This is a genomic window from Streptomyces sp. NPDC058001 (genome assembly GCF_042886315.1).
In the GTDB taxonomy this organism is placed as follows: Bacteria; Actinomycetota; Actinomycetes; order Streptomycetales; family Streptomycetaceae; genus Streptomyces.
The window spans coordinates 564,288-590,742 of sequence record NZ_JBHVQT010000002.1 but is presented as its reverse complement, the minus strand read 5'-3'; the positions used below and the strand labels follow the sequence as shown (position 1 = coordinate 590,742).

The 26,455-nt window shown below is 68.9% G+C and carries 30 protein-coding genes; 19 read left to right on the top strand and 11 right to left on the bottom strand.

Annotation, left to right across the window (positions count from 1 at the left end; translation table 11 throughout):
- The first annotated feature begins 47 nt into the window (after positions 1-47).
- Positions 48-1,118, top strand: a complete 1,071-nt coding sequence (gene dusB, locus ACFVT5_RS06065) for a tRNA dihydrouridine synthase DusB (protein ID WP_389882116.1) — start codon at positions 48-50, stop codon at positions 1,116-1,118.
- Between the two features lie 87 nt (positions 1,119-1,205).
- Here the strand turns inward: dusB and ACFVT5_RS06060 are convergent, their stop codons facing one another.
- Entirely contained in the window at positions 1,206-1,583 is a 378-nt protein-coding gene (locus ACFVT5_RS06060) for a hypothetical protein (protein ID WP_389881864.1), read from the bottom strand.
- A gap of 189 nt (positions 1,584-1,772) precedes the next feature.
- Between ACFVT5_RS06060 and ACFVT5_RS06055 the strand changes: the two genes are divergently transcribed.
- Positions 1,773-2,603: an alpha/beta hydrolase gene (locus tag ACFVT5_RS06055; RefSeq protein ID WP_389881862.1), complete on the top strand. Its 831-nt coding sequence runs from the start codon at positions 1,773-1,775 to the stop codon at positions 2,601-2,603.
- Here the strand turns inward: ACFVT5_RS06055 and ACFVT5_RS06050 are convergent, their stop codons facing one another.
- The gene (locus ACFVT5_RS06050) at positions 2,604-4,184 is read right to left on the bottom strand and encodes an XRE family transcriptional regulator (RefSeq protein ID WP_389881861.1); all 1,581 of its coding nucleotides are present in this window, start codon (positions 4,182-4,184) and stop codon (positions 2,604-2,606) included.
- A 492-nt stretch (positions 4,185-4,676) separates the two neighbouring features.
- Here ACFVT5_RS06050 and ACFVT5_RS06045 point away from each other — a divergent pair, with 492 nt between their 5' ends.
- Genes ACFVT5_RS06045 through ACFVT5_RS06035 form a run of 3 tightly spaced genes read left to right on the top strand, consistent with a single transcriptional unit; the run spans position 4,677 to position 5,589 of the window.
- Complete coding sequence (locus ACFVT5_RS06045; protein WP_389881859.1) at positions 4,677-4,919, top strand: hypothetical protein; 243 nt, start codon at positions 4,677-4,679, stop codon at positions 4,917-4,919.
- Positions 4,916-5,143, top strand: coding sequence for a hypothetical protein (locus ACFVT5_RS06040; RefSeq protein WP_389881857.1), 228 nt, complete (start codon positions 4,916-4,918; stop codon positions 5,141-5,143). The genes ACFVT5_RS06045 and ACFVT5_RS06040 overlap by 4 nt, the downstream gene beginning before the upstream one ends.
- A complete protein-coding gene (locus ACFVT5_RS06035) occupies positions 5,140-5,589 on the top strand; it encodes a hypothetical protein (protein WP_389881855.1) in 450 nt (149 codons plus the stop codon). Before ACFVT5_RS06040 ends, ACFVT5_RS06035 begins: the two co-directional genes overlap by 4 nt.
- 11 nt (positions 5,590-5,600) lie before the next feature.
- Here ACFVT5_RS06035 and ACFVT5_RS06030 read toward each other — a convergent pair whose 3' ends face one another.
- The gene (locus ACFVT5_RS06030; protein WP_389882114.1) at positions 5,601-6,509 is read right to left on the bottom strand and encodes a helix-turn-helix transcriptional regulator; all 909 of its coding nucleotides are present in this window, start codon (positions 6,507-6,509) and stop codon (positions 5,601-5,603) included.
- 221 nt (positions 6,510-6,730) lie between these two features.
- On the opposite strand from ACFVT5_RS06030, the gene ACFVT5_RS06025 reads away from it, so the two are divergent.
- The 3 genes from ACFVT5_RS06025 (at position 6,731) to ACFVT5_RS06015 (ending at position 9,638) form a co-directional block, all read left to right on the top strand.
- A complete protein-coding gene (locus ACFVT5_RS06025; protein ID WP_389882112.1) occupies positions 6,731-8,089 on the top strand; it encodes an MFS transporter in 1,359 nt (452 codons plus the stop codon).
- 147 nt (positions 8,090-8,236) lie between these two features.
- Complete coding sequence (locus ACFVT5_RS06020) at positions 8,237-9,358, top strand: serine hydrolase domain-containing protein (RefSeq protein WP_389881853.1); 1,122 nt, start codon at positions 8,237-8,239, stop codon at positions 9,356-9,358.
- Positions 9,359-9,431: 73 nt separating this feature from the next.
- Positions 9,432-9,638, top strand: coding sequence for a hypothetical protein (locus ACFVT5_RS06015; RefSeq protein ID WP_389881851.1), 207 nt, complete (start codon positions 9,432-9,434; stop codon positions 9,636-9,638).
- A gap of 65 nt (positions 9,639-9,703) precedes the next feature.
- Here the strand turns inward: ACFVT5_RS06015 and ACFVT5_RS06010 are convergent, their stop codons facing one another.
- Both ACFVT5_RS06010 and ACFVT5_RS06005 read right to left on the bottom strand, forming a co-directional pair.
- Positions 9,704-10,756, bottom strand: coding sequence for a DUF1648 domain-containing protein (locus tag ACFVT5_RS06010; protein WP_389881849.1), 1,053 nt, complete (start codon positions 10,754-10,756; stop codon positions 9,704-9,706).
- Positions 10,753-11,190 carry a GntR family transcriptional regulator gene (locus tag ACFVT5_RS06005; RefSeq protein WP_389881847.1) on the bottom strand — a complete coding sequence of 146 codons (438 nt, stop codon included), beginning with the start codon at positions 11,188-11,190 and terminating at the stop codon, positions 10,753-10,755. Before ACFVT5_RS06005 ends, ACFVT5_RS06010 begins: the two co-directional genes overlap by 4 nt.
- Before the next feature lie 104 nt (positions 11,191-11,294).
- Here ACFVT5_RS06005 and ACFVT5_RS06000 point away from each other — a divergent pair, with 104 nt between their 5' ends.
- From ACFVT5_RS06000 to ACFVT5_RS05990, 3 genes are read left to right on the top strand one after another with little or no spacing between them, the layout of a single operon-like run.
- Positions 11,295-12,032, top strand: a complete 738-nt coding sequence (locus ACFVT5_RS06000) for an ABC transporter ATP-binding protein (RefSeq protein ID WP_389881845.1) — start codon at positions 11,295-11,297, stop codon at positions 12,030-12,032.
- A complete protein-coding gene (locus ACFVT5_RS05995; protein ID WP_389881843.1) occupies positions 12,029-12,832 on the top strand; it encodes an ABC transporter permease in 804 nt (267 codons plus the stop codon). The genes ACFVT5_RS06000 and ACFVT5_RS05995 overlap by 4 nt, the downstream gene beginning before the upstream one ends.
- 15 nt (positions 12,833-12,847) lie before the next feature.
- On the top strand, positions 12,848-13,222 hold the full coding sequence (locus ACFVT5_RS05990) for a hypothetical protein (protein WP_389881841.1): 375 nt from the start codon (positions 12,848-12,850) through the stop codon (positions 13,220-13,222).
- Positions 13,223-13,305: 83 nt separating this feature from the next.
- Here ACFVT5_RS05990 and ACFVT5_RS05985 read toward each other — a convergent pair whose 3' ends face one another.
- The gene (locus ACFVT5_RS05985) at positions 13,306-14,688 is read right to left on the bottom strand and encodes a glycine--tRNA ligase (RefSeq protein WP_389881839.1); all 1,383 of its coding nucleotides are present in this window, start codon (positions 14,686-14,688) and stop codon (positions 13,306-13,308) included.
- Between the two features lie 178 nt (positions 14,689-14,866).
- Here ACFVT5_RS05985 and ACFVT5_RS05980 point away from each other — a divergent pair, with 178 nt between their 5' ends.
- From ACFVT5_RS05980 to ACFVT5_RS05965, 4 genes are all read left to right on the top strand, one after another.
- Positions 14,867-15,832: a metal ABC transporter substrate-binding protein gene (locus ACFVT5_RS05980; RefSeq protein ID WP_389881837.1), complete on the top strand. Its 966-nt coding sequence runs from the start codon at positions 14,867-14,869 to the stop codon at positions 15,830-15,832.
- Between the two features lie 116 nt (positions 15,833-15,948).
- On the top strand, positions 15,949-16,749 hold the full coding sequence (locus ACFVT5_RS05975; protein WP_389881835.1) for a metal ABC transporter ATP-binding protein: 801 nt from the start codon (positions 15,949-15,951) through the stop codon (positions 16,747-16,749).
- 9 nt (positions 16,750-16,758) lie between these two features.
- Positions 16,759-17,742, top strand: coding sequence for a metal ABC transporter permease (locus ACFVT5_RS05970; protein WP_389881833.1), 984 nt, complete (start codon positions 16,759-16,761; stop codon positions 17,740-17,742).
- Between the two features lie 119 nt (positions 17,743-17,861).
- Positions 17,862-18,296, top strand: a complete 435-nt coding sequence (locus ACFVT5_RS05965; RefSeq protein ID WP_389882110.1) for a transcriptional repressor — start codon at positions 17,862-17,864, stop codon at positions 18,294-18,296.
- A 104-nt stretch (positions 18,297-18,400) separates the two neighbouring features.
- Here ACFVT5_RS05965 and ACFVT5_RS05960 read toward each other — a convergent pair whose 3' ends face one another.
- From ACFVT5_RS05960 to ACFVT5_RS05950, 3 genes are all read right to left on the bottom strand, one after another.
- Positions 18,401-19,252 (bottom strand): isoprenyl transferase, encoded by an 852-nt coding sequence (locus ACFVT5_RS05960; RefSeq protein WP_389881831.1) that lies wholly within the window; start codon positions 19,250-19,252, stop codon positions 18,401-18,403.
- A 13-nt stretch (positions 19,253-19,265) separates the two neighbouring features.
- Complete coding sequence (recO, locus tag ACFVT5_RS05955) at positions 19,266-20,015, bottom strand: DNA repair protein RecO (protein WP_389881829.1); 750 nt, start codon at positions 20,013-20,015, stop codon at positions 19,266-19,268.
- Between the two features lie 100 nt (positions 20,016-20,115).
- The gene (locus ACFVT5_RS05950; protein WP_389881827.1) at positions 20,116-20,256 is read right to left on the bottom strand and encodes a hypothetical protein; all 141 of its coding nucleotides are present in this window, start codon (positions 20,254-20,256) and stop codon (positions 20,116-20,118) included.
- A gap of 76 nt (positions 20,257-20,332) precedes the next feature.
- Between ACFVT5_RS05950 and ACFVT5_RS05945 the strand changes: the two genes are divergently transcribed.
- From ACFVT5_RS05945 to ACFVT5_RS05935, 3 genes are read left to right on the top strand one after another with little or no spacing between them, the layout of a single operon-like run.
- Positions 20,333-20,785 (top strand): SRPBCC family protein, encoded by a 453-nt coding sequence (locus ACFVT5_RS05945; protein WP_389881825.1) that lies wholly within the window; start codon positions 20,333-20,335, stop codon positions 20,783-20,785.
- Positions 20,782-21,135 (top strand): ArsR/SmtB family transcription factor, encoded by a 354-nt coding sequence (locus ACFVT5_RS05940; protein ID WP_389881823.1) that lies wholly within the window; start codon positions 20,782-20,784, stop codon positions 21,133-21,135. The genes ACFVT5_RS05945 and ACFVT5_RS05940 overlap by 4 nt, the downstream gene beginning before the upstream one ends.
- Positions 21,136-21,185: 50 nt before the next feature.
- Positions 21,186-21,629 (top strand): SRPBCC domain-containing protein, encoded by a 444-nt coding sequence (locus tag ACFVT5_RS05935; protein WP_389881821.1) that lies wholly within the window; start codon positions 21,186-21,188, stop codon positions 21,627-21,629.
- Positions 21,630-21,734: 105 nt separating this feature from the next.
- Here the strand turns inward: ACFVT5_RS05935 and ACFVT5_RS05930 are convergent, their stop codons facing one another.
- Both ACFVT5_RS05930 and ACFVT5_RS05925 read right to left on the bottom strand, forming a co-directional pair.
- Positions 21,735-23,711, bottom strand: coding sequence for a beta-galactosidase (locus ACFVT5_RS05930; protein WP_389881819.1), 1,977 nt, complete (start codon positions 23,709-23,711; stop codon positions 21,735-21,737).
- Positions 23,708-24,457 (bottom strand): FadR/GntR family transcriptional regulator, encoded by a 750-nt coding sequence (locus ACFVT5_RS05925; protein ID WP_389881817.1) that lies wholly within the window; start codon positions 24,455-24,457, stop codon positions 23,708-23,710. The genes ACFVT5_RS05930 and ACFVT5_RS05925 overlap by 4 nt, the downstream gene beginning before the upstream one ends.
- 351 nt (positions 24,458-24,808) lie before the next feature.
- Here ACFVT5_RS05925 and ACFVT5_RS05920 point away from each other — a divergent pair, with 351 nt between their 5' ends.
- A complete protein-coding gene (locus ACFVT5_RS05920; RefSeq protein WP_389881815.1) occupies positions 24,809-26,443 on the top strand; it encodes an ABC transporter substrate-binding protein in 1,635 nt (544 codons plus the stop codon).
- Positions 26,444-26,455 lie beyond the last annotated feature (12 nt).

The window sequence follows — 26,455 nt, the reverse complement described above, 5'->3', positions numbered from 1 at the left end:
TGGCCATCGGTCCGCACACCGTGCAGCCGCCGGTCGTGCTCGCGCCCATGGCCGGGATCACGAACGCGCCCTTCCGCACGCTGTGCCGTGAATTCAGCGGTGGCAAGGGGCTGTTCGTCAGCGAGATGATCACGACGCGCGCGCTGGTCGAGCGCAACGAGAAGACCATGCAGCTGATCCACTTCGACGCGAGTGAGACCCCGCGCTCGATCCAGCTGTACGGAGTGGACCCGGCGACCGTCGGCAAGGCGGTCCGCATGATCGCCGACGAGGGCCTCGCGGACCACATCGACCTGAACTTCGGGTGCCCGGTGCCGAAGGTGACCCGTAAGGGCGGGGGGTCGGCGCTGCCGTACAAGCGGCCTCTGCTGCGGGCGATCCTGCGGGAGGCGGTGACCGGGGCGGGGGACCTGCCGGTCACCATGAAGATGCGCAAGGGCATCGACGACGACCACATCACGTACCTCGACGCCGGGCGGATCGCGGTCGAGGAGGGCGTCACGGCCATCGCGCTGCACGGACGCACGGCCGCGCAGCACTACGGCGGTACGGCGGACTGGGACGCCATCGCCCGGCTCAAGGAACATGTGCCCGAGATTCCGGTGCTCGGCAACGGCGACATCTGGTCGGCCGGTGACGCGCTGCGGATGATGCGGGAGACCGGGTGCGACGGGGTGGTCGTGGGGCGCGGGTGCCTCGGGCGGCCGTGGCTGTTCGGGGACCTGGTGGCGGCGTTCACCGGTACGGGTGCCGTGGCGGCGCCTTCGCTGCGGGAGGTCGCCTCGGTGATGGTGCGGCACGCGACGCTGCTCGGGGAGTGGCTGGGGGACGAGCCGCGGGGCGTCATCGACTTCCGTAAGCATGTGGCCTGGTACCTGAAGGGGTTCTCGGTCGGCTCGGACATGCGGAAGCGGCTGGCCGTGACGTCGTCCCTCGCCGACCTGGAGGCCGGCCTCTCCGAACTGGACCTGGCCCAGTCCTGGCCCACCGACGCGGACGGCCCCCGGGGCCGCACCTCCGGCAAGAACCGGGTGATCCTGCCGGACGGCTGGCTGAAGGACCCGAACGATTGCACGGGCTTGACGGAGGACGCGGAACAGGACACGTCGGGGGGCTGACCGGGCACCGGCTCCTGCGGAGGGCCTGCCACGACCGGGCCGGATTCGGCACCGCCGGGGCGACTCCGGCGTATTACCGACCCACCCTCACCGGTTGGCTTGCCCGACGGTTTCTTGCTCGATGGCTTCAAAAACGTCCGCGTTCGTTTGCTGCTGCCATTCAGGAAGCTCCGACCAGTCGGCCACGTAGCTCGGCTTCGGTGAGGCGAAATGCTTGTGAATCTGGGCGATCCAGCAGAGCGCGACGAACTGCCCCTTCTGTTCCCGAACGAGCTTCGCCGTGTTGCCCTCGCTCACCCGGATGAAGTCGTGAACCTGGCCGTACACCGCCGTGGCTGCTTCGCGTTCCCACTCGGGCGTTTCGTCCCAGGGGGTCACGTAGCCGGGCTTGGGTGCCCCAGGAAAGTGCTTGTGCACCCCGGCGATCCAAGCTTCCCGAAAAATACGGCCGTTGTCGTTCTGCAAGGGATTTCCCCAATCGTTGCTGACTCTCGTCGAGCGAACAGGTCAAGCGGCCTGGAGGACACTGGCCCTTTCGTTGAAGATGTCCGTTCTCCCCAGCTCGGTCACTGACTTGACGGTCCCTGCACAAGACCGGCTGTACGTCAGCGACCGGCCAAGCCGGGTTGTTCGCCAAGGTACTAGGCTCGCGTCATGCCAACAGCAAACAGCGTGACGCTTCGGACACTTGATGGTTTGCGCCTGGCCGGTACGCTCGTGAGCCCTGACGCAGCGGCCTCGCACGGCGTCGTGCTCGTTCATGGCGGTGGGGTCACCCGTGAAGAGGGCGGGTTTTTCACGCGCTTGGCCGCCGGACTGGCTGAGAGTGGTGTGGCGTCTCTCCGCTTCGACTTGCGAGGCCACGGCGAGAGTGGGGGCCGCCAGGAAGAACTGACGCTCACCACGATCCTCAATGACATTCGGGTGGCCATCGCCTGTCTGCGCGACGCCACGGCCGCTCAGGAAATTACGTTGTTGGGCGCCAGCTTCGGGGGCGGTATCTGCGCGTACTACGCTGCCAAGCGTTCGGGGGACCTTTCGCGGCTGGTGCTGTTCAATCCTCAGTTGGACTACAAATGGCGCACCATCGACACGCGTTCCTACTGGGTCGATGACTCGATCGACGAGGAAGCGGCGGAGCAACTCACCGAGCAAGGATTTATCCAGTTCACACCGACACTGCGGCATGGACGGCCGCTGCTCAATGAGGTGTTCTGGCTGCACCCGCACGAGGTGCTGGGCGAGGTACAAGCCCCGACACTTGTCGTGCACGGCACCGAAGACACCTTTGTGCCCATCGCCTCGTCGCGGTCCGCGGTGCAACATTTCCGGGCCCCCTGCGAACTCATCGAGATCGAAGGATCACAGCACGGTTTCGCCGTGCACGACGATCCAAGATATCTGAATCCGCAGAGCCAGGAATGGCAGGCTTTCGTAATTCGCACGGTAGCAGAGTGGCTGACCGTAGACCATTCACAGGATTAGCTAGGCAGTCTGTAGCGTCTCATGGAACTCCCGCACCACGGGACGAGTTCGCCAGCGGTTCAGTGTCTGCGATACTTCGCCCAATACCCGCATGGTGCGTTCAGAACTCATCGCCCGAGCTACCTTCGCCGAAGCAGTACCAACCAGGGCTGCCTCGTCCGGCTCGCCACTCAGAGCCAATGCCGCCGAACGTCGGGCATTGAAGAATCCAACGTCACGGCAGGAGAATGTTCCAGTCGAAATGATTTCGCCGAATAGATCGGCGGCGAGACTCGGCTTACCGGCCTCGGTGTAGGTCACCGCATTCCGGAGCAACAACGTATGTTCGTTGAAGTATGCGCCAAGGCCGCCCGGCTCACTGTCAGCGGCATGGGTAAGAAGTTCGTGAGCCGTACCGAGCTTCTGCTCGACCAGTGAGAACGGTTCGCCGAGCATGGCGCACCCCAGGGCTTCCTGCTGTAGCAGCTCCGCTTGCACACGGGGCGGGAGTTGCCACCTCCCATGCCGGCCCGCTTGTGCCAGTGTCAAAATGCGTCCAGCGTCACCCTCGTCATACGCCATTTGAGATTTCTTGAGCAGCATATAACCCTGCATGGCAGGGTCGTTGGCTTCTTGCGCCCATTCCATGGCCCGGTCGTACCAGAAAACTGCAATAGCTGGTTGCTGGATGTCGCGGTACAGCCATCCAGCAAATTCCGCGCCGTCCGCACCAACGGACAACAGCTCTCGTCGTACTGCGGACTTCGCGTCCCGTGCCCTCTGCTCAATAGCACTCACCAGGCCGAGAACCAGCGGAAGGATTTTCTGTGCACCGAGCGCCCCATCGTCATGTTTGGCCGTTTCGAGCTGCTTTCGGAAGTACTCGACCACCGGACCGTCAAGGTAGCGGTGCGCATCTTCCAGCGCTGCGGCCACGTGTTGGATCTCTTCAAGGTCGACCGCTGCCAGAGCAGCAGCGGCCACTCCTCCCTTGAGGAGGGTCCGGCGATTGAGCGGGCTCATCACTTCGCGTTCCATGGTCGGGGCGGTATGCCATGCAGCATTGCCAGGGGTTGCCATTGGGTTACGGAGACTGCCGAGTCCGCAGGACTCCAGGGTTTCCCGGTCCATCGGAATCACAACCACCTGGCCATTCATGAAAATTGGTACCGGTGTAATACCGGGTGCATCGGGAACGACTGAGGATGTCTCGTGCTGCGGCTTCACCTCGGAGTCGGTTACACCCCCGACTCCAGCGCATGCGTCAGTGGTTTCTTCAACACTGTCTCGGGAACCCTCCCACGGCCGTTCGGGCAATCCAAGCATTCCCCCGGGGATACCGAACCCGTCAGCCACGCGTTCGATGACCTCACGGCCTCGGATGCCGCGGACACCTCGGACGATGTCGCTCACGCGTGAACTGGTCATCTTCCCGACCGCGGCGGCCATCACCGCGTAGCTTGAGCCGGTGCGCCGGTTGACGAGACGAAAAATCTCCTGGAAGTCCCGTGCGGCGCAGGCGCGTTGCATTGCCTCGCTCTGAAGAAGCGCGTCGGGGATCGTCAGCGGAAAGCCGCTGCGACGGGTCTCGCGTTCGTCCATGGGCCCACCTGAGCAGGGACGGCAGTGATCTCTTTCCAGAGTAGTCCCGGCCCCAGGACGGGGGTTCCCCAAACGCGTCACAACGGGGTTCCCCAAAAGCCCTTGCGGGGTTCCCCGTTCGCTGTTCCGCGATACGCCGCGTACGGCTGAAGCTCTTTCGGACGGCACGAAGCACGTGCCGGACAGCGAGGACCCCCGCGACCGTGCGACCGGTCCGGGGGCGTGGCCACCAACCCCACGGAGGTTGACGACAGTGCCCAAAGCTACAACCAGGCGCACGACCACGACGGACACCGACGCACGACAGCGGGAGTACACGACCTACGCGCCGAAAGGCGAGACGTGCCCCTCGTGCCTCAACCCCATCAAAAGCCTTGAGAGTTGCCGTCGGGGCATGGTGGCCCGCCGGGGCGTCTCCCCGGTCACGGCGTACTGGCACTCGGATTGCGACGCTCCGAAGGAGATGGCGCAGTGACCCGGACTCAGCAGCGTATGAGCGAGCACGCGCGCCTGCCGGAGGGATGGACGGCTTTCTCGTCACAGGCGGACAGCACGCACACGACGCACTGGTACGCGACGTCCCCGTACCCCGTGGAAGCCCTCAAGGCGAACAACGGCGAGGCAGCCGAACCGCTGTGCCACACGGTCACAGCGGCCACCTGGGCCGAGTTGCACGCAGAAGTGACCGCGCAGATCGAGCTGTACGAGGTGCTGACCGGCGAGGAGGACGGGTGACCCGCGCCGTTCTGCGGTTCGTGCACCACACGATCCGGCAGGAGCCGGCGCACGGAGCGACGTTCGAGGCGTTCTGTGCGGCGTCCGGCTGCGAAGAGACATCCGGCCTCCGGGACGCCCAAGAAGGGGCACAGGACTGGTGTCTACGCCACACCGGCCGGACCGGACACAACCTGTTCCGCCGGGTGGCAACCGACCACGCCCGCGTCACCCGAGACGAATGACGGTGAGCCTCCTCGTGCGCCAGTGCACCGCCACAGCCGATGTCCCGCTCGTCGGGCTGCTCTTCGCCATCCTCGCCGGGCAAGGGCGAGTCCTCGACAGCGAATTGGACCACGCACCCCTACGCGCCCGTTGCGAACTCGGGCACGAACACGACGGCGAACACGCCGACCACGTATGGGACTGGGACCACAAACCCACCCACGCGCTGTGGGCCCGCTGGAACACTGACGCGACGATCCGGTTCGAGACCCTGCACTGGTGCGAAACCCAGAGCGAGGGCGGCCCGGACGACGACGCGTGCACCCTCTACCTCAATCACGCCCAAGAGCACTCATGGAACGTGCACGACCCCGAAACCGAAGCGCCGCACCGCGAGGCTCTTGCCGAAAACGCTCTCATGATCAGGCGGCTGGGCCGGAAGCCGGACCAGTCAGGCGGCGGGTGACTCCGCGGCGACTACGACGGCGCCCCCTGAAGCGTCAGCTCGTGGAGCTTTTCCAGGCCCCGCCGTGACTCTTCGTCGGCCGGTACGTACGTCACCATGCGCGGGCCCGTCGACGGGCCCAGCCACAGGTCCGTGTGGTCGAGGGTGAGCAGGCCGACGTGGGCGTTGCGGAACTGTTTGCGTTTGCCGCGGTTGTCCACGACCTCATGCCGCTGCCAGACCTCGCGGAACTCCGGGGACGCCGTCTGGAGCCGCTTGAGGAGGACCTTCCAGGCCGGTTCGGCGAGGTGCTGCGCCATCGAGGCGCGGAACTTCGCCGCCATGAGCCGCGCGGTCTCCTCCAGGAGCACGATCGAGGACCGCCACTGCTCATTGGTGAAGATCATCAGCATGCAGTTGCGGTCCTCGGGAGGCACCGAGTCCAGGTCGCAGAGCAGCCGCCCGTAGGTGCGGTTGTACGCGAGGATGTCGTACCGGCTGTTCTGGATGCACGCCGGGATCGGTTCCAGTTGCTCCAGCATGGTGCGCAGGGCGGGTGTGATCGACGGGCACGGGGTGCGGGGCGCCGGGTCGACGGCCGCCGCGAGGTTGAACAGATGCGTACGCTCGCTGGTGTCGAGCAGCAGCGTGCGGGCGACGGCGTCGAGCACCTGTGCCGAGACCTGGATGTCCCTGGCCTGTTCCAGCCACGTGTACCAGGTGACGCCCACGGCCGACAGATGCGCGACCTCCTCGCGGCGAAGGCCCGGCGTACGGCGCCTGCGTCCGCGCTCCAGGCCGACCTGCTCGGGGCTGATGCGCTCGCGCCTGCTGCGCAGGAACGCGGCGAGTTCATGGCGCCGGATCTCCGCGCGCGGGTCGTACACCTCCTGCGGAAGCGCCTCTCGTGCAAGCGACTCCGACTCCTGCGGAAGCACCATGTCCTGGTTCACGCTCATGACTCCAGCGTGCCCCATCACCGAGCCTGTTTCCAGGTACTCCTTGTACCAGGATAAAGACACTCTGGTACCCGGCTGAGCAGAGGACAACCCTGGTCGTCGTGAGTGAAACCGGAACTCTCCCGACCCAGCAGAACACCCGACCCCGTACCGGCGCCGGCAACGGCGGCGCGGCGGAATCCCCCGGCCTCGGCGGCCTCGGCCTGTTCACCGTGCTCCTCGGCGCGGCCCTCCCCCTGATCGACTTCTTCATCGTCAATGTCGCCCTGCCCACCATCGGCCGCGACCTCGCCGCCGGGACGGCGGTCCTGGAACTCGTCGTCGCCGGGTACGGCGTCTCGTACGCCGTGCTGCTCGTCCTCGGTGGACGGCTCGGTGACATGTTCGGGCGGCGCAGGCTCTTCATCGCCGGTATGGCCGCCTTCGGGATCACCTCGCTGGCGTGCGGTCTGGCGCCCGACGCGTGGTCGCTCGTGGGCGCCCGGGTCGCGCAGGGCGTCGCCGCCGCGCTGATGCTGCCGCAGGTGCTCGCCACCATCCAGGCCGCGACCCACGGCCCCCGCCGGGCCCGCGCGATGGGCCTGTACGGGGCGACGGCCGGGCTGTCCATGGTCGCCGGGCAGATACTCGGCGGGGTCCTGGTGGCCGCCGACATCGCGGGCTCGGGCTGGCGCGCCGTGTTCCTCGTCAATGTGCCCGTCGTCATCGCCGGTCTGCTGCTTGCGGTCCGTGCGGTGCCGGAGACCCGTTCCCAGCGGCCCGCGCCCATCGACGTACCGGGCACGCTGCTCCTGGCCACCGCGCTGCTGACGCTGCTCGCGCCGCTGACCGAGGGGCGGGCGGCGGGGTGGCCGGTGTGGACGTGGGTGGCGCTGGCCGTGTTCCCGTTCGCGGCGTGGGCGTTCTACCGGGTCGAGCGGAACGCGGATCGCCGGGGCCGTACGCCGTTGGTGCCGCCGAGCCTGTTCCGGCTGCTGTCGCTGCGGCGCGGCCTGGTGATGATCGTGCCGTTCTCGATCGGCTTCAGCGGCTTCATGTTCGTGATCGCCGTGGCGCTCCAGGAGGGCGCGGGGCTCGGTCCGGTGCCCGCCGGTCTCGCGCTGGTGCCGATGGCGGTCGTCTTCTTCGCGACCTCGCTGGCCGGTCCCCGCCTGATCGCCCGGTACGGGACCCGGGTGGTCACCGCCGGCGGGCTCATCCAGGGCGTCGGGGTGGCGCTGCTCGCGCTCGCCACCTGGCGGGACTGGCCCGACCTCGGGGTCCTGTCGCTGATGCCGGGCGCGGCGGTCGCCGGGATGGGGCAGGCCCTGCAACTCCCCGTGCTGTTCCGGATCATCCTCTCCGAGGTGCCGTCCGACCGGGCGGGCGTGGGCAGCGGCGTCATGATCACGACCCAGCAGTCCGCCCTCGCGCTCGGGGTCGCCACGCTCGGCTCGCTGTTCCTCGGCCTCACACCGGGGCTCGGGATGCGGGACGCGCTCGTGGTGACGCTGCTCGCGCAGTTGGGCGGGGTGGCGCTGACGGTGCTGCTGAGTCTGCGGCTGCCTCGGACGGTCGCCTGAGGGCGGACGGTCGCCCGAGGGCGGACGGTCGCCCGAGGGTTCGGCCGAGGGAGCACGGTCGGCCACCGATGAGTTGGTGTGCCGTTCCGGGTCTGTAGTACGGAGGGTGCGCCACGGGCGTGCCCCGTACGAAGGGACCACGGGACGATGGCCGACCTCCAGAAGGAACTTCAGCGGACCCTTGACGAGCTGGTCGAGTCCGGGGCGGAGCGCGGTGTCCAGGTCGCCGTCTACCGGGACGGGACGCTGGTGGCCGACGCCGTCGCCGGGCTCGCCGATCCGGCGACCGGCCGCGAGGTCACGCCGTCGACCCCGTTCTACAACTACTCGATCGGCAAGGGCGTCACGTCCACGGTGCTCCATGTCCTGGTCGAACAGGGGCTGTTGGACTACGACACACGGGTCGCCGAGGTCTGGCCGGAGTTCGCCGCGCACGGCAAGGAGGCTGTGACCGTACGGCATGTCCTCACGCATTCGGCGGGAGTTCCGGCGGTTCCGCTCGACACGACCGTCGAGAATCTCTGCGACTGGGAGCACATGTGCGGTGTCATCGCCGACGCCGAGCCGTGGTGGGAGCCGGGGACCAAGATGGGCTACCACGCGTACACCTTCGGCTATCTCGTCGGTGAGGTGATCCGCAGGGTCACGGGGCGCCGTATCTCGGAGGTGTTGCGCGATGAGGTGGCGGGGCCGCTGGGCGTCGCCGACGAGCTGTACTTCGGGATGCCGCTGCCGGAGCAGGCACGTCTCGCCCGTCTGGAGGACGCGCCGTCCGGTTTCGACATGTCCCAACTGCCGCCGGACTCACCGATGTTGAAGGCGGGACCGGTATCGACCTTCCCGACCGCCGAACTCGGCAACCGTGCCGACATCCTCGCCGCCGACATCCCGGCGGGCGGCAAGATCTCGGCCCGCGCCCTCGCCCGGATGTACGCGGCGCTGCTCGGCGAGGTCGACGGGGTCCGGCTGGTCTCCCCCGAGCGGCTGCGCCAGGTGACGGCCCTCGCGCTGAGCGCCGACGACGAGGTTTTCGGCAACCGGGCCACCTGGGGCCTGGGTTACTCCCTCGGCGCCCTCGACGCCGGACCGGAACCCCGCGCCGACGGGACCACCGTCTTCGGCTTCGGCGGCGCGGGCGGCAGCTTCGGATGCGGCGACACGGGGACCGGTACGGCGTGGGCGATCACCAAAAACCGTCTCACTCCGGACTTCTCGTCGGCCACCCTCGTCGGCGAGTTGGTCACGCGCCATACGAAGTCCACCCGTTGATGTTGAGGTTGCTGCACACTTCTGGCGGGCGACTGTCGGGGGAACTCCGGCGCGGGCCTCGCGAGGAGGAACCATGCTTCAGACGAACACGAGCAAGGTGAGCCGCTGGGACCAGCACGGCCGCGAACACACCGTCCGCGTCCGCCGCACCGGCGTCCAGCGAACGATCACCTGCGATACGTGCGGCTGGCAGAAGAGCACGCAATTCCTGCCGTGGCTGAAGGCGGAGGAACATCTGGCGGAGACACATCAGGCGACGGTGGATCCGACGGGGTCCTGAACTCGGGGCGCTGGGAGGAGACTTTGACGCCCAACCGTCCTGAACTCGGGGTGATGGGGGGCAACTCAGCGCCAGCCGCCCCCGAACGCCAGCGCCACGACAACCACCACACCCACCGCTCCCACCACCACCCACGCCGCCCAATGCCCCAGGTTCATCGTCCAACTGGCGCCCCCCGCGCGTTGGTGGACGAAGATCGACGGGTCCGTGCGGTTGGCGTAGACGAAGCCGCCGATATGCCAGTGGCGGTCGTCGTCGCGTTGGACCAGGGGGGACGTCGGGTCCTCGTCGGGGACGGTCGGCAGGCGGTGGCCCGCTTGGCCCACCTTGGCCTCCAGGGTCAGCCAGATCAGTGCCGCGACGGCCAGGGGCGCGTAGGCGAGGGTCGCCGTCCAGCGGGACGACGTCCACAGCTCCCAGTCGCGTAGCGCCAGCAGAAGCAGGGTCACGGTGACGCAGGCCGCCGTCGCGGCGAGGGCGGCGACCGTCCCGTGCAGGTACACGCGGTAGCGCCTCGCCGATGACGCCGGACGCGCCGCGTCCAGTTCCGGCCGGGCCCGCGTCACCACCGCCGCCGTCAGCGGTACGAGAAGCACGACCGCCGCCTGCGCGAAGACCGGTGCGAAGGCCGTCGTGAACGTCGACTCCAGGTCCCCGTACCGCACCGCCCCCACGACCGCCGTCGCCACCGTCACCGCCGCCGCGGGCGCGAGCCACCACCACGGCAGCCGTACGGGGTCGGTCCGCAGTGAGGTGTCGGCGGTCACGCCCTGCCGGGTGCCCTCGTACCAGTTGCCGCGCTCCTTGGCGGCGCGGATACGGGCATGGGCCGTCCCGTACGCCACAGAGTCGGCGGCCAGCAACGCGAGCGGGACTGCGGCGGTCCACCACTCATGCCGGGACGGGGCGAGCACCGCACCGACAGCGGCGAGGACGCCGAGGGCGAGCACCACGCGCGCGTACACGCGACGCTGCCCGGCCACCACCGGGTCGTCCTCGCGGGCGGGCGGCACCCGGACACCGAAGGGCAGTGCGGGGCGGGCCAGGACGGGCAGGGCGCAGGCCACCGCGGTCACCAGGGCGACGAGCAGGACGCGGGCCACGAGCAACAGAGTCACTCCGACACTCCTTCCGGTGTGACGTTCGGTGTGACGTTCGGTGTGGTGTCCGGTGTGGTGAACGCGTCCAGTACGGCGGCCACGCGCTGCCGCACCTCCTCCGGCGGCATCCCCTGCGCGGTCGCCTCGGCGAGCAGCGTGTGCAACCTGCTCTGCCACCCGTCAGGAAAGGCCGCGTCGGGCGGTCCGGAGTGCGGGTCGCGGCGGACAGCGGCGCCACTCTTGCGGTTGACCCGGATCAGACCCTCGCGGCGCAGCAGGTCGTACGCCTTGTTCACGGTGTGGAAGTTGATGGCGAGGTCCGCCGCGAGGTGCCGCGTGGAGGGCAGTGCGGCGCCGGCCGCCAGGTCGCCGGTGGCTACGGCTTCCACGATCCGGTCCCGGATCTGCTGATAGATCGGCACCTCGCTGTCGAGGTCGAGGGTCAGTTGCACGTCGTGAACTATAGCTGTTATACAAGTCGTAGAACAGATGGCCAACGCACACCGGCAACAGGCACTGGCAACAGACCCCCGCATCCGCCGAGAGGAGGCGCCCCATGAATCGGCCCCCGGCCCAGCCGCCGCCCCCGACCCGTATCGAGGCCCACGCCCTCACCAAGCGCTTCGGCGCCGTCGAAGCCGTCACCGACCTGACCTTCACCGCCGCACCGGGCACGGTGACCGGCTTCCTGGGCCCGAACGGCGCGGGCAAGACCACCACGCTTCGGATGCTCCTCGGCCTGGTCCGCCCCACATCCGGCACCGCCACCATCGGCGGCCTGCGGTACGCGGAGCTGCCCGACCCGCCCGGCACGGTCGGCGCGCTGCTCGACAGCGCGCATCTCCACCCGGCCCGCACCGCCCGCGACCACCTGCGGGTGTACGGCGCGATGGCGGGCTGCGACGAGCGGCGGATCGAGGAGCTGATCGGGATGCTGGAACTGGGGTCGTTCGCGGACCGCCCTGCCCGTGGCTACTCGACGGGGATGCGGCGCCGCCTCGGTCTCGCCACCGCACTGCTCCCCGACCCACCGGTCCTGGTCCTGGACGAACCCGGCAACGGCCTGGACCCGCGCGGCATCGCCTGGCTGCGCGGCCTGCTGCGCTCCCTCGCCGCCGAGGGCCGCACGGTCCTGGTCTCCAGCCATGTACTCGGCGAGACCCAGCAGTTGGTGGACGACGTCGTCATCATCGACTCCGGCCGACTGGTCGCCCAGGGCCCGCTGGCCGAACTGACCGGGGACGGCACGGACCTGGAGCAACTCTTCCTGCGGGCCACCGGGGGGCACATATGAAAACGGGTGGCATGCCCCGGCTCGTACGGGCCGAGACCCGCAGGCTGCTCACGACCGCGCTGTGGAAGTGGGCCCTGCTCGCCGCGCTGCTGTGCGGCGGCGGACTGACCGCCCTCACGGCGCTCGTCGGCCCGGAGAACTTCGACCCGCCGCTACCCGGGCTCGGCACCGACGAGGGCCTGCGCACGGTACTCGCCCTGCCCGCGCTGACCGTGATCGTCCCGGCGCTGTTCGGCGCCATGGCGATGACGTCGGAGTACCGGCACTCCACAATCACGTCGACGTTCCTGTTCGCGCCGCGCCGGCACACCGTACTGACCGCGAAGCTGCTCGTGCACGCGGCGGCCGGCCTGGTCTACGGCCTGGTGGTGGCCGCGTCGGCGGCGATCGGGCTGTACGCGGCCCTGGCCGTACGCGGAGTGGGCGCCGACGCCGGAACGGTCGCCGGGCTCCTGCTGCGCGTGGTCGCCGCGATGGCCGTGTACACGCTCCTGGGCGTCGGCGTCGGCGCGCTGATCCGCAACCAGACGACGACGCTGATCGCACTCGGCCTGTACCTCTACTCGATCGAGTACGCGCTCGCGCTGATCCCCGGCGTGGGGCGCGTGTACCCGTATCTGCCGGGTGGCGCGACCGCCGCGCTCACCGACTTCACCCTGATCCGCGAGGCCGCCGCCGAAGCGTCCCTCCCGATGGCGGCGCCGCTCTCGCCGGTGGCGGGCGCGGCCGTCCTGGCGGCCTACGCGCTCATGGCCGGCGCCCTCGCCGTAGCCCTCCCCCTGCGACGTGACGTGACCTGAAAGGACGGTCTCACCATGGCCCGTATCGACATCACCCCCGACGGCATCGAGGTCCGTATCGAAGGGCGACCGCGGCTGCTCGGCCGGTGGCGCCCGCTGATCGTCCCGCGCGCGCATCTGCGGGCGGTGTACGCGGACGAGCATGTCGGCCGGTCCTTCCCCGGTCTGCGCTGGGGTGTCTCCTCCTATGTCCCGGGCGTCCTCGCGCTCGGCTCGTTCCGCGGCGGTGGCCGGCTGTCGTTCTGGGACGTCCGCGACCCGGCGCGTGTGATCGTCGTGGAGCTGGCCGGCGAGAAGTACGCCCGGCTGGTCGTGGAGGTGGAGGACCCGGCGGCGACCGTCGCCGCGATCACCGCACTCATCGGCGACGGGGACCGCGGCACCACCTGAACCCGTATGCGAAAGGCCCACGTACGCGAAAGGCCCCGGTTCCAGATCACGGAACCGGGGCCGATGTCGTACCGGCGATAAGGTCAGGCGCCGATCAGACGGGACGCGAGGTAGCCCTCGATCTGGTCGAGGGAGACCCGCTCCTGCTTCATCGAGTCCCGCTCACGGACGGTGACCGCGTTGTCGTCGAGGGTGTCGAAGTCGACGGTCACGCAGAACGGCGTACCGATCTCGTCCTGGCGGCGGTAGCGGCGGCCGATGGCGCCCGCGTCGTCGAACTCGATGTTCCAGTGCTGCCGCAGCGCGGTGGCCAGGCCCTTGGCCTTGGGCGACAGCTCGGGGTTGCGGGACAGCGGCAGGACGGCGACCTTGACGGGCGCGATCCGCGGGTCCAGCCGCAGGACCGTGCGCTTCTCCATCTTGCCCTTGGCGTTGGGCGCCTCGTCCTCCACATACGCGTCGAGCAGGAAGGCGAGCATGGTGCGGCCGACACCGGCGGCGGGCTCGATGACGTACGGGGTCCAGCGCTCGCCCGCCTCCTGGTCGAAGTAGGAGAGGTCCTGGCCCGACGCCTTGGAGTGCGCGGAGAGGTCGTAGTCCGTGCGGTTGGCGACGCCTTCCAGCTCACCCCACTCATTGCCGCCGAAGCGGAAGCGGTACTCGATGTCGGCGGTGCGCTTGGAGTAGTGGGAGAGCTTCTCCTGCGGGTGATCGAACCAGCGCATGTTCTCCTCGCGCAGGCCCAGGCCCGTGTACCAGTTCCAGCGCTGCTCCATCCAGTACTCCTGCCACTTCTCGTCCTCACCCGGCTTGACGAAGAACTCCATCTCCATCTGCTCGAACTCGCGGGTGCGGAAGATGAAGTTGCCGGGCGTGATCTCGTTGCGGAAGGACTTGCCCATCTGGGCGATGCCGAACGGCGGCTTGCGGCGCGAAGTCTGCTGCACCTGGGCGAAGTTGGTGAAGATGCCCTGCGCCGTCTCGGGCCGCAGATACGCGACGGAGCCGCTGTCCTGGGTGGGGCCGAGGTGCGTGGCGAGCAGGCCCGAGAACTGCTTCGGCTCGGTGAACTGGCCCTTGTTGCCGCAGTGGGGGCAGTTGACGTCGGCGAGGCCGTTCTCGGGGAGGTGGCCGTGCTTGGCCTCGTACGACTCTTCCAGGTGGTCCGCGCGGAACCGCTTGTGGCAGGAAGTGCACTCGGTGAGCGGGTCGGTGAAGGTCGCGACGTGGCCCGAAGCCTCCCAGACCTCGGTGGCCAGGATCACCGACGAGTCGATACCGACGACGTCCTCGCGGGACGTGACCATGTAGCGCCACCACTGGCGCTTGATGTTCTCCTTCAGCTCGACGCCGAGCGGCCCGTAGTCCCAGGCGGCGCGCTGGCCGCCGTAGATCTCGCTGCACGGGTAGACGAAGCCACGGCGCTTGCTCAGGCTGACGATGGTGTCGATCTTGTCGGCGGCCACGGTGCTCTCTTCATTACGACGACGACGAAGCGAATGCTTCAGAGCGGAATGCTTCAGGTTACCGGCGCTGGAGGGCCCCGGATCAAATCGGTTGGCAGCGGAGTCGGGAGGTCCGTCATCAGAGCGTGATCCGGCCGTTTATTGACAACCGTTTCCACTTTTGTTGAAAATGGGAACCATGAACGTACGACGACGCCTCATATCCGGCACCGCGGTCGCGGCGGCCACCGCCCTGGGCCTCGGGGCCCTCTCCGCCTGCTCGACATCGGACGCCGCCGACGGCAAGAACGGCGGGAAGCTCGACGTCGTGGCGTCGTTCTACCCCCTGGAGTTCCTCGCCAAGGAGATCGGCGGGGGCCATGTCAGTGTCACAAGCCTGACCGAGCCCGGCCAGGAGCCGCACGACCTGGAGATCAGCGCCCGGCAGACCGCGCAGCTCCAGGAAGCGGACGTCCTCCTCTACCTCAAGGGCCTCCAGCCCGCCGTGGACGACGCGGTCCAGCAGTCCGGCGTCAAGAACAAGGTCGACGCGGCCGAGCTCACCACGCTGGAGAAGCACGGCAACGAGGTCGGCGGGCACGCGGAGGAGCACGACGACCACGGCCACGCCGCCGAGGGCTCGGGCACCGACCCGCACATCTGGCTGGACCCGGTGAAGTACTCCGAGGTCGCCCAGGGCGTCGGCAAGTCGCTGGAGAAGGCCGACCCGGACCACGCGGCGGACTACCGCAAGAACACGGACGCGCTGGTCGAGCGGCTCGGGGGTCTGAACACCCAGTTCAAGGACGGCCTGAAGGACACCAAGACCAAGGTCTTCATCACCACGCACGCCGCCTTCGGCTACCTCGCCGAGCGCTACGGCCTCACCGAGGAGGCCATCAGCGGTCTCGACCCCGAGAGCGAGCCGAGCGCCGCCCGGGTCAAGGACCTGCAGAAGATGGCCCAGGCCGACGGCGTCACCACCGTCTTCTACGAGACCCTCGTCTCCGACAAGACCGCGAAGACCCTGGCGAACGACGCCAAGTTGAAGACTGATGTACTCGACCCGCTCGAAGGCATCACCGACAAGTCCAAGGGCGACGACTACTTCCAGGTAATGGAATCCAACCTGGCGGCGTTGCAGAAGGCACTCGGCGCGAAGTAGCCGCCAGTACCGGAAGTCCCGCGACACCAGAAGTCCCGCGACACCAGCGGTGCCGCGACACCAGCGGTCGGCACCATCAGCGGTCGGCAATATCAGCAGCATCGGAGGCGCGAGCCATGGGCGACACCACCGGCGGACCCGTCACAGCGGACCAGGGCGAGCCCGTCGTGGCCCTGCGCAAGGTCACGGCGGAGCTGGGCGGGCGCCCCGTGCTGCGCGGCATCGACCTCACCGTGCACCGCGGCGAGGTCGTCGCCCTGCTCGGCGCCAACGGCTCCGGCAAGTCCACGGCGATCCGCACGATCATCGGCCAGGTCCCGGTCACCGGCGGCGCGATCGAGCTGTTCGGCACCCCGCGCCACCGCTTCCGCGACTGGTCCCGCGTCGGCTATGTACCGCAGCGCACCACCGCGGCCGGCGGGGTGCCCGCGACGGTCACCGAGGTGGTCTCCTCCGGGCGGCTGTCCCGCGCCCGTTTCGGCGTACTGCGCCGCGCGGACCGTGAGGCCGTGCGGCGCGCCCTGGACCTGGTCGGCCTGGCGGACCGCGCCAAGGACTCCGTGAACGCCCTCTCCGGCGGCCAGCACCAGCGCGTCCTGATCGCCCGCGCGCTCGCCTCCGTACCTGAGCTGCTGATCATGGACGAGCCGATGGCGGGCGTCGACCTGGCGAGTCAGGAGGTCCTCGCGGCGACCCTGCGCGAGCAGGTCGCGGCCGGCGCGTCCGTCCTGCTCGTCCTGCACGAACTCGGGCCGCTGGAGCCCCTGATCGACCGTGCGGTGGTGCTGCGCGACGGCTGCGTCCTGCACGACGGGCCGCCGCCGCACGCCGTGGGACAACACGCCCTCCCCGGCCACGATCACGTCCACCCGCACACCGCCGACGCGCAGCCGGTCCGTACCGGCCTGCTGAGCTGAGGACCCGCCATGGAGATCCTGAACTACGCCTTCATGCAGCGGGCCCTGCTCGCCGCCGTCCTCGTCGGCATCACCGCGCCCGCCGTCGGCATCTACCTCGTCCAGCGCCGCCAGGCCCTGATGGGCGACGGCATCGGCCATGTCGCGATGACCGGCGTCGGTCTCGGCTTCCTGCTGTCGGCCAACCCGGTGTGGATGGCGACGGCCGTCGCGGTGCTCGGCGCCGTGATCATGGAGCTGATCCGCTGGTACGGCAGGACGCGCGGCGACATCGCCCTCGCGATGCTGTTCTACGGCGGTATGGCGGGCGGCGTGATGTTCATCAACCTCGCTCCTGGCGGGTCCAACGCGAACCTCAACTCGTATCTGTTCGGCTCGCTGTCGACGGTGTCCGAGGAGGACGTCCTCGCGATCTGTCTCCTCGCGGCCTTCGTGGTCGCCGTCACGCTGGGTCTGCGGCGGCAACTGTTCGCGGTGAGCCAGGACGAGGAGTTCGCGCGGGTCACCGGGCTACCGGTGCGTGCCCTGAACCTGCTGACCGCGGTGACCGCCGCGGTGACCGTCACGGTCGCGATGCGGGTCGTCGGGCTGCTCCTGGTGAGCGCGCTGATGGTGGTGCCGGTGGCGGCGGCGCAGCAGCTCAGCCGCAGCTTCGCGGCGACCTTCGCGGTCGCGGTGGCGATCGGCGTCGCGGTGACCCTGGGCGGCACGGTCACCTCGTACTACCAGGATGTGCCGCCCGGCGCGACGATCGTGCTGCTGACCATCGCGGTGTTCATCGTGCTGACGCTGCTGGCCACGCCGGTCGCGCGACGCAGGGCGAGAGCGCTGGCGGCGGCCGAGGCGGGGGCGGGGGGCGGGGGCGCCGATCCGACGGAGTGCGTGCTTCCGGGCACGGGGTCCGGTGCGGGATCTGGTGCGGATTCCGGTGCGGGTTCCGGTACGGGATCTGGCGCCGTCGGCGATTCGGCGGTGCCGGTGTCCCGCGGCTGAGCGGGGTGGGGCGAGTGGGGACGAGTAGGGAACGAGTGAGGGAACGAGTGGGGGGCGACGTACGACACTCCGGTCACCCGGGCCTGGCACAATGGCCGGGCAGGAGACATGAGGAGGCCATCGTGACAGCCCCGGTTCGAGGCAGGTCGACCCGCCAGCGTGCGGCCGTGGCGGCGGCGCTCGACGACGTGGACGAGTTCCGCAGCGCTCAGGAGCTGCACGACATGCTCAAGCACAAGGGCGACTCGGTGGGCCTGACCACGGTCTACCGCACGCTCCAGTCCCTCGCCGACGCCGGCGAGGTCGACGTTCTGCGTACGTCCGACGGCGAGGCGGTCTACCGCCGCTGCTCCACCGGCGAGCACCACCACCACCTGGTCTGCCGACTCTGCGGCAAGGCCGTCGAGGTCGAGGGCCCGGCGGTCGAGAAGTGGGCGGAGGCCATCGCGACGGACCACGGCTTCGTGAACGTGGCGCACACGGTGGAGATCTTCGGGACGTGTGCGGAGTGTGCGGGGGCGGGGGCAGAGGCGGGCGCTGCGGAGGCGCGTTAGCGGATTATGTGTGGGGCCCGGTGCGGTGCGCTGACGCGCGGCACCGGGCCCTGTCTGTTGTCCGCGCGAAGCTACCCTCGGGCTTCCTGCGAACCCTGTGCCTCCTACGCCTCCTGGGGCCCCTGCGACTCCTGTGAGCCCTGTGAGCCCTGGGTCTCGTTGGGGATGGCGCCGCCGAAGCGGCGGTCGCGGGAGGCGTATTCGAGGCAGGCGCTCCACAGGTCACGGCGGTCGAAGTCGGGCCACAGTACGTCCTGGAACACCATCTCGGCGTAACTGCTCTGCCAGATCAGGTAGTTGGAGGTGCGCTGTTCGCCGCTGGGGCGCAGGAACAGGTCGACGTCGGGCATGTCCGGGTAGTACAGGTACTTGGCGAAGGTCTTCTCGTTCACCTTGTCCGGGTCGAGCTTTCCGGCGGCCACGTCGCGGGCCAGGGCCTGGGCGGCATCGGCGACTTCGGCACGGCCGCCGTAGTTGACGCAGAAGTACAGCGTCATGGCGTCGTTGTCCTTGGTCTGCTCCTGGGCGACCTGAAGCTCCTGGACGACGGATTTCCACAACTTGGGCATACGGCCGACCCAGCGGATACGGATGCCCATCTCGTCCATCTCGTCGCGGCGGCGGCGGATGACCTCGCGGTTGAAGTTCATGAGGAAGCGGACCTCGTCGGGCGAGCGCTTCCAGTTCTCGGTGGAGAAGGCGTACAGGGAGAGGTTCTTGACGCCCATCTCCAGGCAGCCCTTGAGGACGTCGAGGACGACGCTTTCGCCGACCGTGTGTCCTTCGGTGCGGGGCAGGCCGCGTTCCTTCGCCCAGCGGCCGTTGCCGTCCATGACGATGGCGACGTGCTGCGGGACCAGTTCGCCGGGAATCTTCGGCGGGCGGGCGCCCGAGGGGTGTGGTTCGGGCGCCTTGTACTCACGGCGGGACCGTCCGAGGATTCCGCGTCGTGCCATGTGAACAGCTCTCCTAGCTCTTCTCTACGTAGCGCAGGGAGCGCAGGCCGCGCTCCAGATGCCAGTGCAGATATGCCGACACCAGCCCGCTGCCCTCACGGACGTACCGCGACTCGCACGCGTCCGCCGTCGGCCAGTCCCCCGTCAGCAGGGCCCCGAGCAGTTCGAGGGCCCCTGGTGAGGGTACGACGCTGCCGGGCACCCGGCAGTCAACGCAGACACATCCGCCCGCGGCGACCGAGAAGAACCGGTTCGGTCCGGGCAGCCCGCACTTGGCGCAGTCGCCGAAGCTGGGCGCGTAGCCGTTGACGGCGAGGGAGCGAAGCAGGAAGGCGTCCAGAACAAGATGGGGCTCGTGTTCCCCCCGGGCGAGGGTGCGCAACCCACCCACCAACAGCAGATACTGCTGCACGGCGGGCTCCCCTTCATGATCGGTGAACCGCTCGGCGGTCTCCAGCATGGCCGTGCCGGCGGTGTAGCGGGCGTAGTCGGTGACGATGCCGCCACCGTACGGGGCGATGGTCTCGCTCTGTGTGCACAGGGGAAGCCCACGCCCGATCAGCTCACTGCCGCGCGCGAAGAACTGCACGTCGACGTGGGAGAAGGGTTCGAGCCGGGCCCCGAACTTGGACTTGGTCCGCCGCACCCCCCTGGCCACCGCGCGCACACGGCCGTGCCCGCGGGTCAGCAGCGTGATGATGCGATCGGCCTCACCCAACTTCTGAGTCCGCAGCACGACACCGTCGTCCCGAAACAGGCTCATGGGGTCATTGTCTCGTATGGCGCGGGGGTGCTGGGACGGAGTGGGGGACCGGTGACCGGCAGACACCCTCCCCTGACGTCCGGACAGGGTCCGACACCAGCTAGTAGCGCGTGCAGGACGCGGTCTGGTCGCGGATGATGTTGCCGCTGATCTCGGCGGGGCCCCATGCGTGGTCGGTGCCGGCGGCGCCGAAGAGGTGAGGGTGGGCGCTGACCAGCGGGTATGCGGGATTAGCAACCAATGGTTGCGCGATGGGGAGGCGTCGGCTAATGTGATGCGCAACCGAACGTTGCACATTGATCCGAAAGGTGACGCACATGGAGTACGGCAGTATCGAGCGGCAGATCCACGTCGACGCCTCTCCCGAGGTGGTCTTCAAGGTGGTCAGCAGCCCTGAGCACATCGCGGAATGGTGGTCCGACGCCGCCGACTTCGAGGCGACCCCCGGCGCGGTCGGTGAGCTTGTCTGGGGCGATCGGGTGGACGTCGCCCCCATCAGCGTGGTGAAGGCCGAGCCGCCCCACCTGTTCGCGTTCCGCTGGTGCTACCCCGACGGCAAGCTGGACGAGTCCGCCGACTCGCTGCTGGTCACCTTCGAACTCACCCCGTCCGGCACCGGCACCACGGTCCAGCTCACCGAGACCGGGTTCCGGGAGATGGGCTGGGAGGCCGCGAAGCTGGAGGAGCAGTACCGCGAGCACATCGGCGGCTGGGACCGGGCCATGTCCGGACTCGGCGAGTACGTCGCACGGCTGGTGTCGACCCCGTGACCACCGCCGTCGACGACGATCTGTGGTCGGCGGTCGGTGATCCGACCCGGCGGCGGATGCTCGATCTGCTGCTGGCGGACGGCCACGGCACGGCCACCACCCTCAGCGAGCGACTGCCCGTGACCCGGCAGGCCGTCGCGAAACACCTCGGCGTGCTCGACCGCGTCGGGCTGGTGCACGGGACGCCCGCCGGACGCGAGCGCAGATACCGGGTGGACGAGGCCCAACTCGGCCGAGCGATAGCCCAGTTCTCCTCCGTCGGAGCGGCCTGGGACGCCCGGCTCCGGCGCATCAAGCGCATCGCCGAGGCCATCCAGCACGAGCAGGACCAGCTCGACACGCGCCCATAAGAACCACAAGAAGCAAGCGGGGGCGTCAACACCCGAGAGAAGGATCCATCATGGTCGACATTCTGCACAGGGTCGCCATCACAGCACCCGTGGCGGACGTCTACGCCGCCCTGACCACCCCCGACGGACTCGCCGGCTGGTGGACCACCGACACCCACGGCGAGGGCGACCGTGTCGACGGCGCGCTCAGGTTCCGGTTCGGGGCCGGTGGCTTCGACATGAAGGTCATCGAACTCGCCCCGGGCCGGCGCGTGGTGTGGGAGGTGGTCGACGGGCCCGAGGAGTGGATCGGCACCCAGGTGTCCTGGGACCTCGCTCAGGTCGGTGACTACACCGTCGTCCTGTTCAAGCACCAGGGCTGGAAGGAGCCGGTGGAGTTCATGCACCACTGCAGCACCAAGTGGGCGCTCTTCCTGATGAGCCTGAAGTCGCTCATCGAAACCGGCAAGGGCGCCCCGGATCCCCACGACGTCAAAATCGACAACTGGAACTGACGCCCCCTTTCACTCACCGCACCACCCGCCCGCCGGCACCCCTGCCGGGCACCCGCACCCCGCCCAGCCACCCGTGCCGGGGCGGGGCGGGGTGCGGGCACATCCTCACCCCTCCGTCCGGATGATCTCCACTCCCCCGGCGTCCAGCCCCGCCCCCTCCGGTGACAGTGGCAGTACCACATGGATTTTCGTGCCGTCCTTCGCCAGCCGTGTCCTCGCCTGGGTGCCCGGTGGCAGGTTCGGGAGGGTCGGGGGGACGCCGGTCTCCTCCCGTACCCGGTCCATCAGGGACCGCAGTTCCAGTGCGGGCAGGTCCGTACCCACGTACCACGCCGTCCCGCGCCCGTACGCGTGCCGTGTCACCGCCGGGCCGCCGCCGCTCGCCTCGTCCAGGCGGAGTACCGCCTCCGCGCCCTCCAGGCGGATGACCTCCTCCCACCGGCCGTCCGCGCGTGGCGCGAACTCCTCCACCGTCAGGCCGAGCAGGGTGCGGAACGGGGCCGGGTAGCCGCCGAGATGGACCCGGTCGTGCTCGTCGGTGATGCCCGAGAAGTACGACATCAGCACGGTGCCGCCCGCGTCCACGTACTCCCGGATGCGTGCCGCCGTCTCCTCGCTCACCGCGTACAGGTTCGGGACCAGCAGCAGTTTGTAGGGCAGGAGATCCGACTCCACCGACACCACGTCGCACGCCACCGACGCCTCGTACAGCGGACGGTGATACGCCAGCGCGGCGTCCAGCATCGACACCTTCGCGCTCGGATGCGCGTCCAGCTCCAGGGCCCACCAACTGCGCCAGTCCAGGAGCAGGGCCGCGTCGGCACGGAGGGGAACAGAACCGACCAGATCCTCCGCCGACCCCAACTCCGCGCCCAGTTCGGCCACTTCGCGGAAGATCCGGGTGTCCCTGCCGCCGTGCGGGACCATCGCCGAGTGGTACTTCTCGGCGCCGCCGCGCGACTGGCGCCACTGGAAGAACAGGGTCGCGTCGGCGCCGTGCGCCACCGCCTGCCAGGTGTCGAGCCGCATCCGCCCAGGTGGCTTACGGCCGTTCACCTCACGCCAGTTGACCGCCGAAGGGGCCTGTTCGAGCAGCAGCCAGGGGCGGCCGTCCTTGAGGCCCCGCATCACGTCGTACGAGAACGCCGTCCGGTGGAAGGAGTCCGGGTCGTGCGGGTCCGGGTACGAGTCGTACGACACGATGTCCATCGACCTGGCCCACCTGAAGAGGTCCAGGGTCTTCGCCACCGGTACGAAGTTCGTCGTCACCGGCACCTGAGGGGTCAGCCGGTCCAGTACCTCTTTCTCCGCCTCGTAGCAGGCCAGGAGTTCGTCCGAGGAGAAGTGCCAGTAGTCGAGTTGCTGCGTCGGGTTGCGGAAGGACGGTGCCGTGCGCGGCGTGCGGATCTCGTCGAAGGAGCCGTACCGCTGGGACCAGAAGTCCGTCGACCAGGCGTCGTTGAGGGCGTCGACCGTGCCGTACCGGGCCCGCAGCCAGATGCGGAACGCCCGCGTCGACACCCCGCAGTGGCAGTGCCGCGAGATATGGCAGCCGTACTCGTTGCCGATGTGCCAGAGGGCGAGCGCCGGGTGCCGCGCGTACCGGGTGGCGAGTTCCGAGACCAGGCGGACCGCCTGGTCCCGGAACACCGGGCTCGACGGGCACCAGTGCTGACGCGACCCGGCGTGCAGCCGGGTGCCGTCCTCCATCACGGGCAGGATCTCGGGGTGCAGCCGGCTCAGCCACGGCGGCGGGGACGCCGTCATCGTCGCGAGCGAGACCGCGACGCCCGCCTCCGCGAGCCGGTCCATGTGCGGGTCCAGCCAGCCGAAGTCGTAGACGCCCGGGGCCGGTTCGGAGCGGGCCCAGCCGAAGATGCCGAGCGTGACCAGGTCGACGCCGGCCTCCCGCATCAGTTTCATGTCCTCGACATGGACGTCGGCGCCCCACTGTTCGGGGTTGTAGTCGCCGCCGTATCCGATGCCGCGCAGCCGTGCCCGGAACCCCGCGAGCCGGTCCCGGTCCTGAAGCTCCGCCGGCCGGTCACCCGCGCCGTTCATCCGACCCCCCACACCGGTCATCCGACCCCCCTCGTCGCCTGTCCCGCACGTGATTCGATGCCCCGGAAGTGGTCCGCCATCGCGCGCTGCGCCTGCTGTACGTCGCGGGCGCGCAGTGCGGTGAGGATGTCGCGGTGGCGGCGGACGGTGAGCGCGGGCGACGGGTCATCCGTCCAGCCACGCACCCCGGCGACCCGCCGGAAAACGTTCCAGAACGCGCCGAGCAACTGCGGTACGAGCACATTGCCGAGCGACTGGTACAGCAACTCGTGGAAGGCGCGGTCGAGTTCGGGGAAGGGATCACCCGCGCGGCCCGCCTCCTCCATCCGGACGACGATGCCTTCCAGCTCATCGAGTTCGGCGTCCGTGACGGTGGCGGCGACCCGGCGTATCAGGCCCTCCTCCAGAACCTCGCGGACCTGGAGGATCTCCAGGAGCGCACGGGTGTCGTCGGCCTGCTGGGAGAGTGCGCGGAAGGTGAGGCCGTCGACCAGGGGCGTGAGGGACACCTCGCCGACATACGTGCCGTAGCCGTGCCGGATCTCCACGATGTCCAGGGCCTGGAGCGCCTTCAGTGCCTCGCGCACCGAGTTGCGGCTGACGCCGAGGCTGTCCATCAGATCGGCCTCGGTGGGCAGGGGGGTACCGGGCCTGAGCCCCTGGTCGAGGATCAACTGCATGACCTCGCGCTGGATCTGGCTGCTCACCCGCCGCTCGCGCGCGGGCCGCCCCCGGGAGTTTTTCGGCTCCTCAGACATGCGGCACATGGTACGCGCGTCAGACATCCCACGTCCCATGTCCGACAGAACTTTCCCTTCCGGTCCCGTACGCAGGCACTGCGGGGGTGCCTCCGGTGTCACACGAGACCCCCACCCCACACAAGGCCCCGCAGTCCCACGCAAGACCCTGGCCCCACACAGGAGCCCCACCGTTCCCCCACCGGACCTCCGCACGCAAGCCCCCGGACGCCCCCGGTTCCCCGAAATCCCCCACCCCCCGATCGGCGGGCCGCACACCGACCCTCCACGGGTGATTCGTGCGCACCCCCTTGACCACCCCGGCACCCGCTTCTATGGTCACGGCGACGTAGGACGTCCCATCTCCTGTATGGAGGCACTGTGCGAAACGTGACCGACGGACCGGCACTGCACCGCCGGTCCTTTCTTCAGTACTCCGGTGCGATCGGCGCCGCGGCCGTCATCACCTCGACGCTCTCCGCGTGTTCGTCCGGACCGAAGTCGACGAACGAGACGGACGGTGGCGGCAAGGGCGCCCTGGAGACCCTGACCGCCGTCATCGGCTATGGAAACGACGGCAGTTGGGACCCGACGCAGACCGCGTCGGCGTTCGCGGTGGCCGCCAACCACCACATCTACGAGGGCCTGCTCGACACCGACCCGATCACCCGTGAGCCGTATCCCGCGCTCGGTACCGAGATGCCCAAGGACCTCAACTCCACCTCGTGGAAGTTCACGCTGCGCGAGGGCGCGAAGTTCCACGACGGACAGCCGGTCACGGCGGACGACGTCGTGTTCGTCTTCGACCGGATCCTCGACCCGGACACCCAGACCCTCGCCAAGGGCTTCTTCGCGAGCTGGCTGCAAGAGGTCAAGAAGATCGACGCCAAGACCGTCGAACTGGTGCTGAAGTTCCCCTTCCCGGACGGCGCCGCGCGGCTCACGCTCGCGAAGATCATGCCGAAGCACGTGTTCTCCAAACCGGGTGCCTGGGAGGACGCGATCAAGGGCAAGGCGATCGGCTCGGGCCCGTACCGGCAGACCTCGCACCAGCCGAAGACGAACACGACCTTCGAGGCGTTCGCCGACTACAACGGGCCCCGCAAGCCCAACTTCAAGAAGATGAACTGGTTCACCATCGTGGACGCCGCTCCCCGGGTCGCGAAAATTTCCGGTGCCAGCGCGGACGCGCAGATCGCGGACAACATCCCGTACGCCAATATCGAGCAGTTGAAGAAGGGCGGGCTGACCGTCGAGGGCGGGGCCGGGATGAACAATCTGTTCCTGCTGTTCAACACCGGGCACGAGCCGTTCGGCGATGTCCGGGTGCGGCAGGCGCTGCACTACGCCATCGACACCGACAAGATGATCGAGGCCGCCCTGAAGGGCCACGGCAAGGCGTCGACGTCCTTCCTGGACGAGGGGAACCCGGCGTACCGGCCCGCGAAGACCGTCTACGGCTATGACCCGGACAAGGCGAAGGCGCTGCTCAAGGAGGCCGGGGTCTCCGGGCTCAAGGTCAGCCTGATGTCCGTCAACGTCTCCTGGATCGTGGACTGTCTGCCGACCATCAAGGCGTCCTGGGACGCGATCGGCGTGGAGACCACCCTGGAGCCGCAGGAGACCACCGCCGTCTTCACCAAGCTGGACCAGAAGCGGGACTACCAGATCGTCGCCGCCGCCTCCAACCCGAACCAGCTCGGGATCGACGCGGATCTGATCATGCACTACAACTACGGGCCGCAGAACCTGTGGATGGGGTACGCGCGCTGGGCCGGGAACTCCGAGGCCAAGCGGCTGTTCAAGCTCATGGACCAGGCGACCCGGGAGCCGGACCCGGCGAAGAAGAAGACGATGGTCCAGGACTACATCGACCTCGTCGCGGAACAGGCCGTGCTGTATCCCGTGGTGCACAACGAACTCGTGACGGCGTGGAATCCCAAGAGGATCACCGGGATCCGGGCGCAGCCGTATCCCGGCATCAATGTCCTCCAGGCCAAGCCGGCCGCCAACTGACCGGCACCGGAA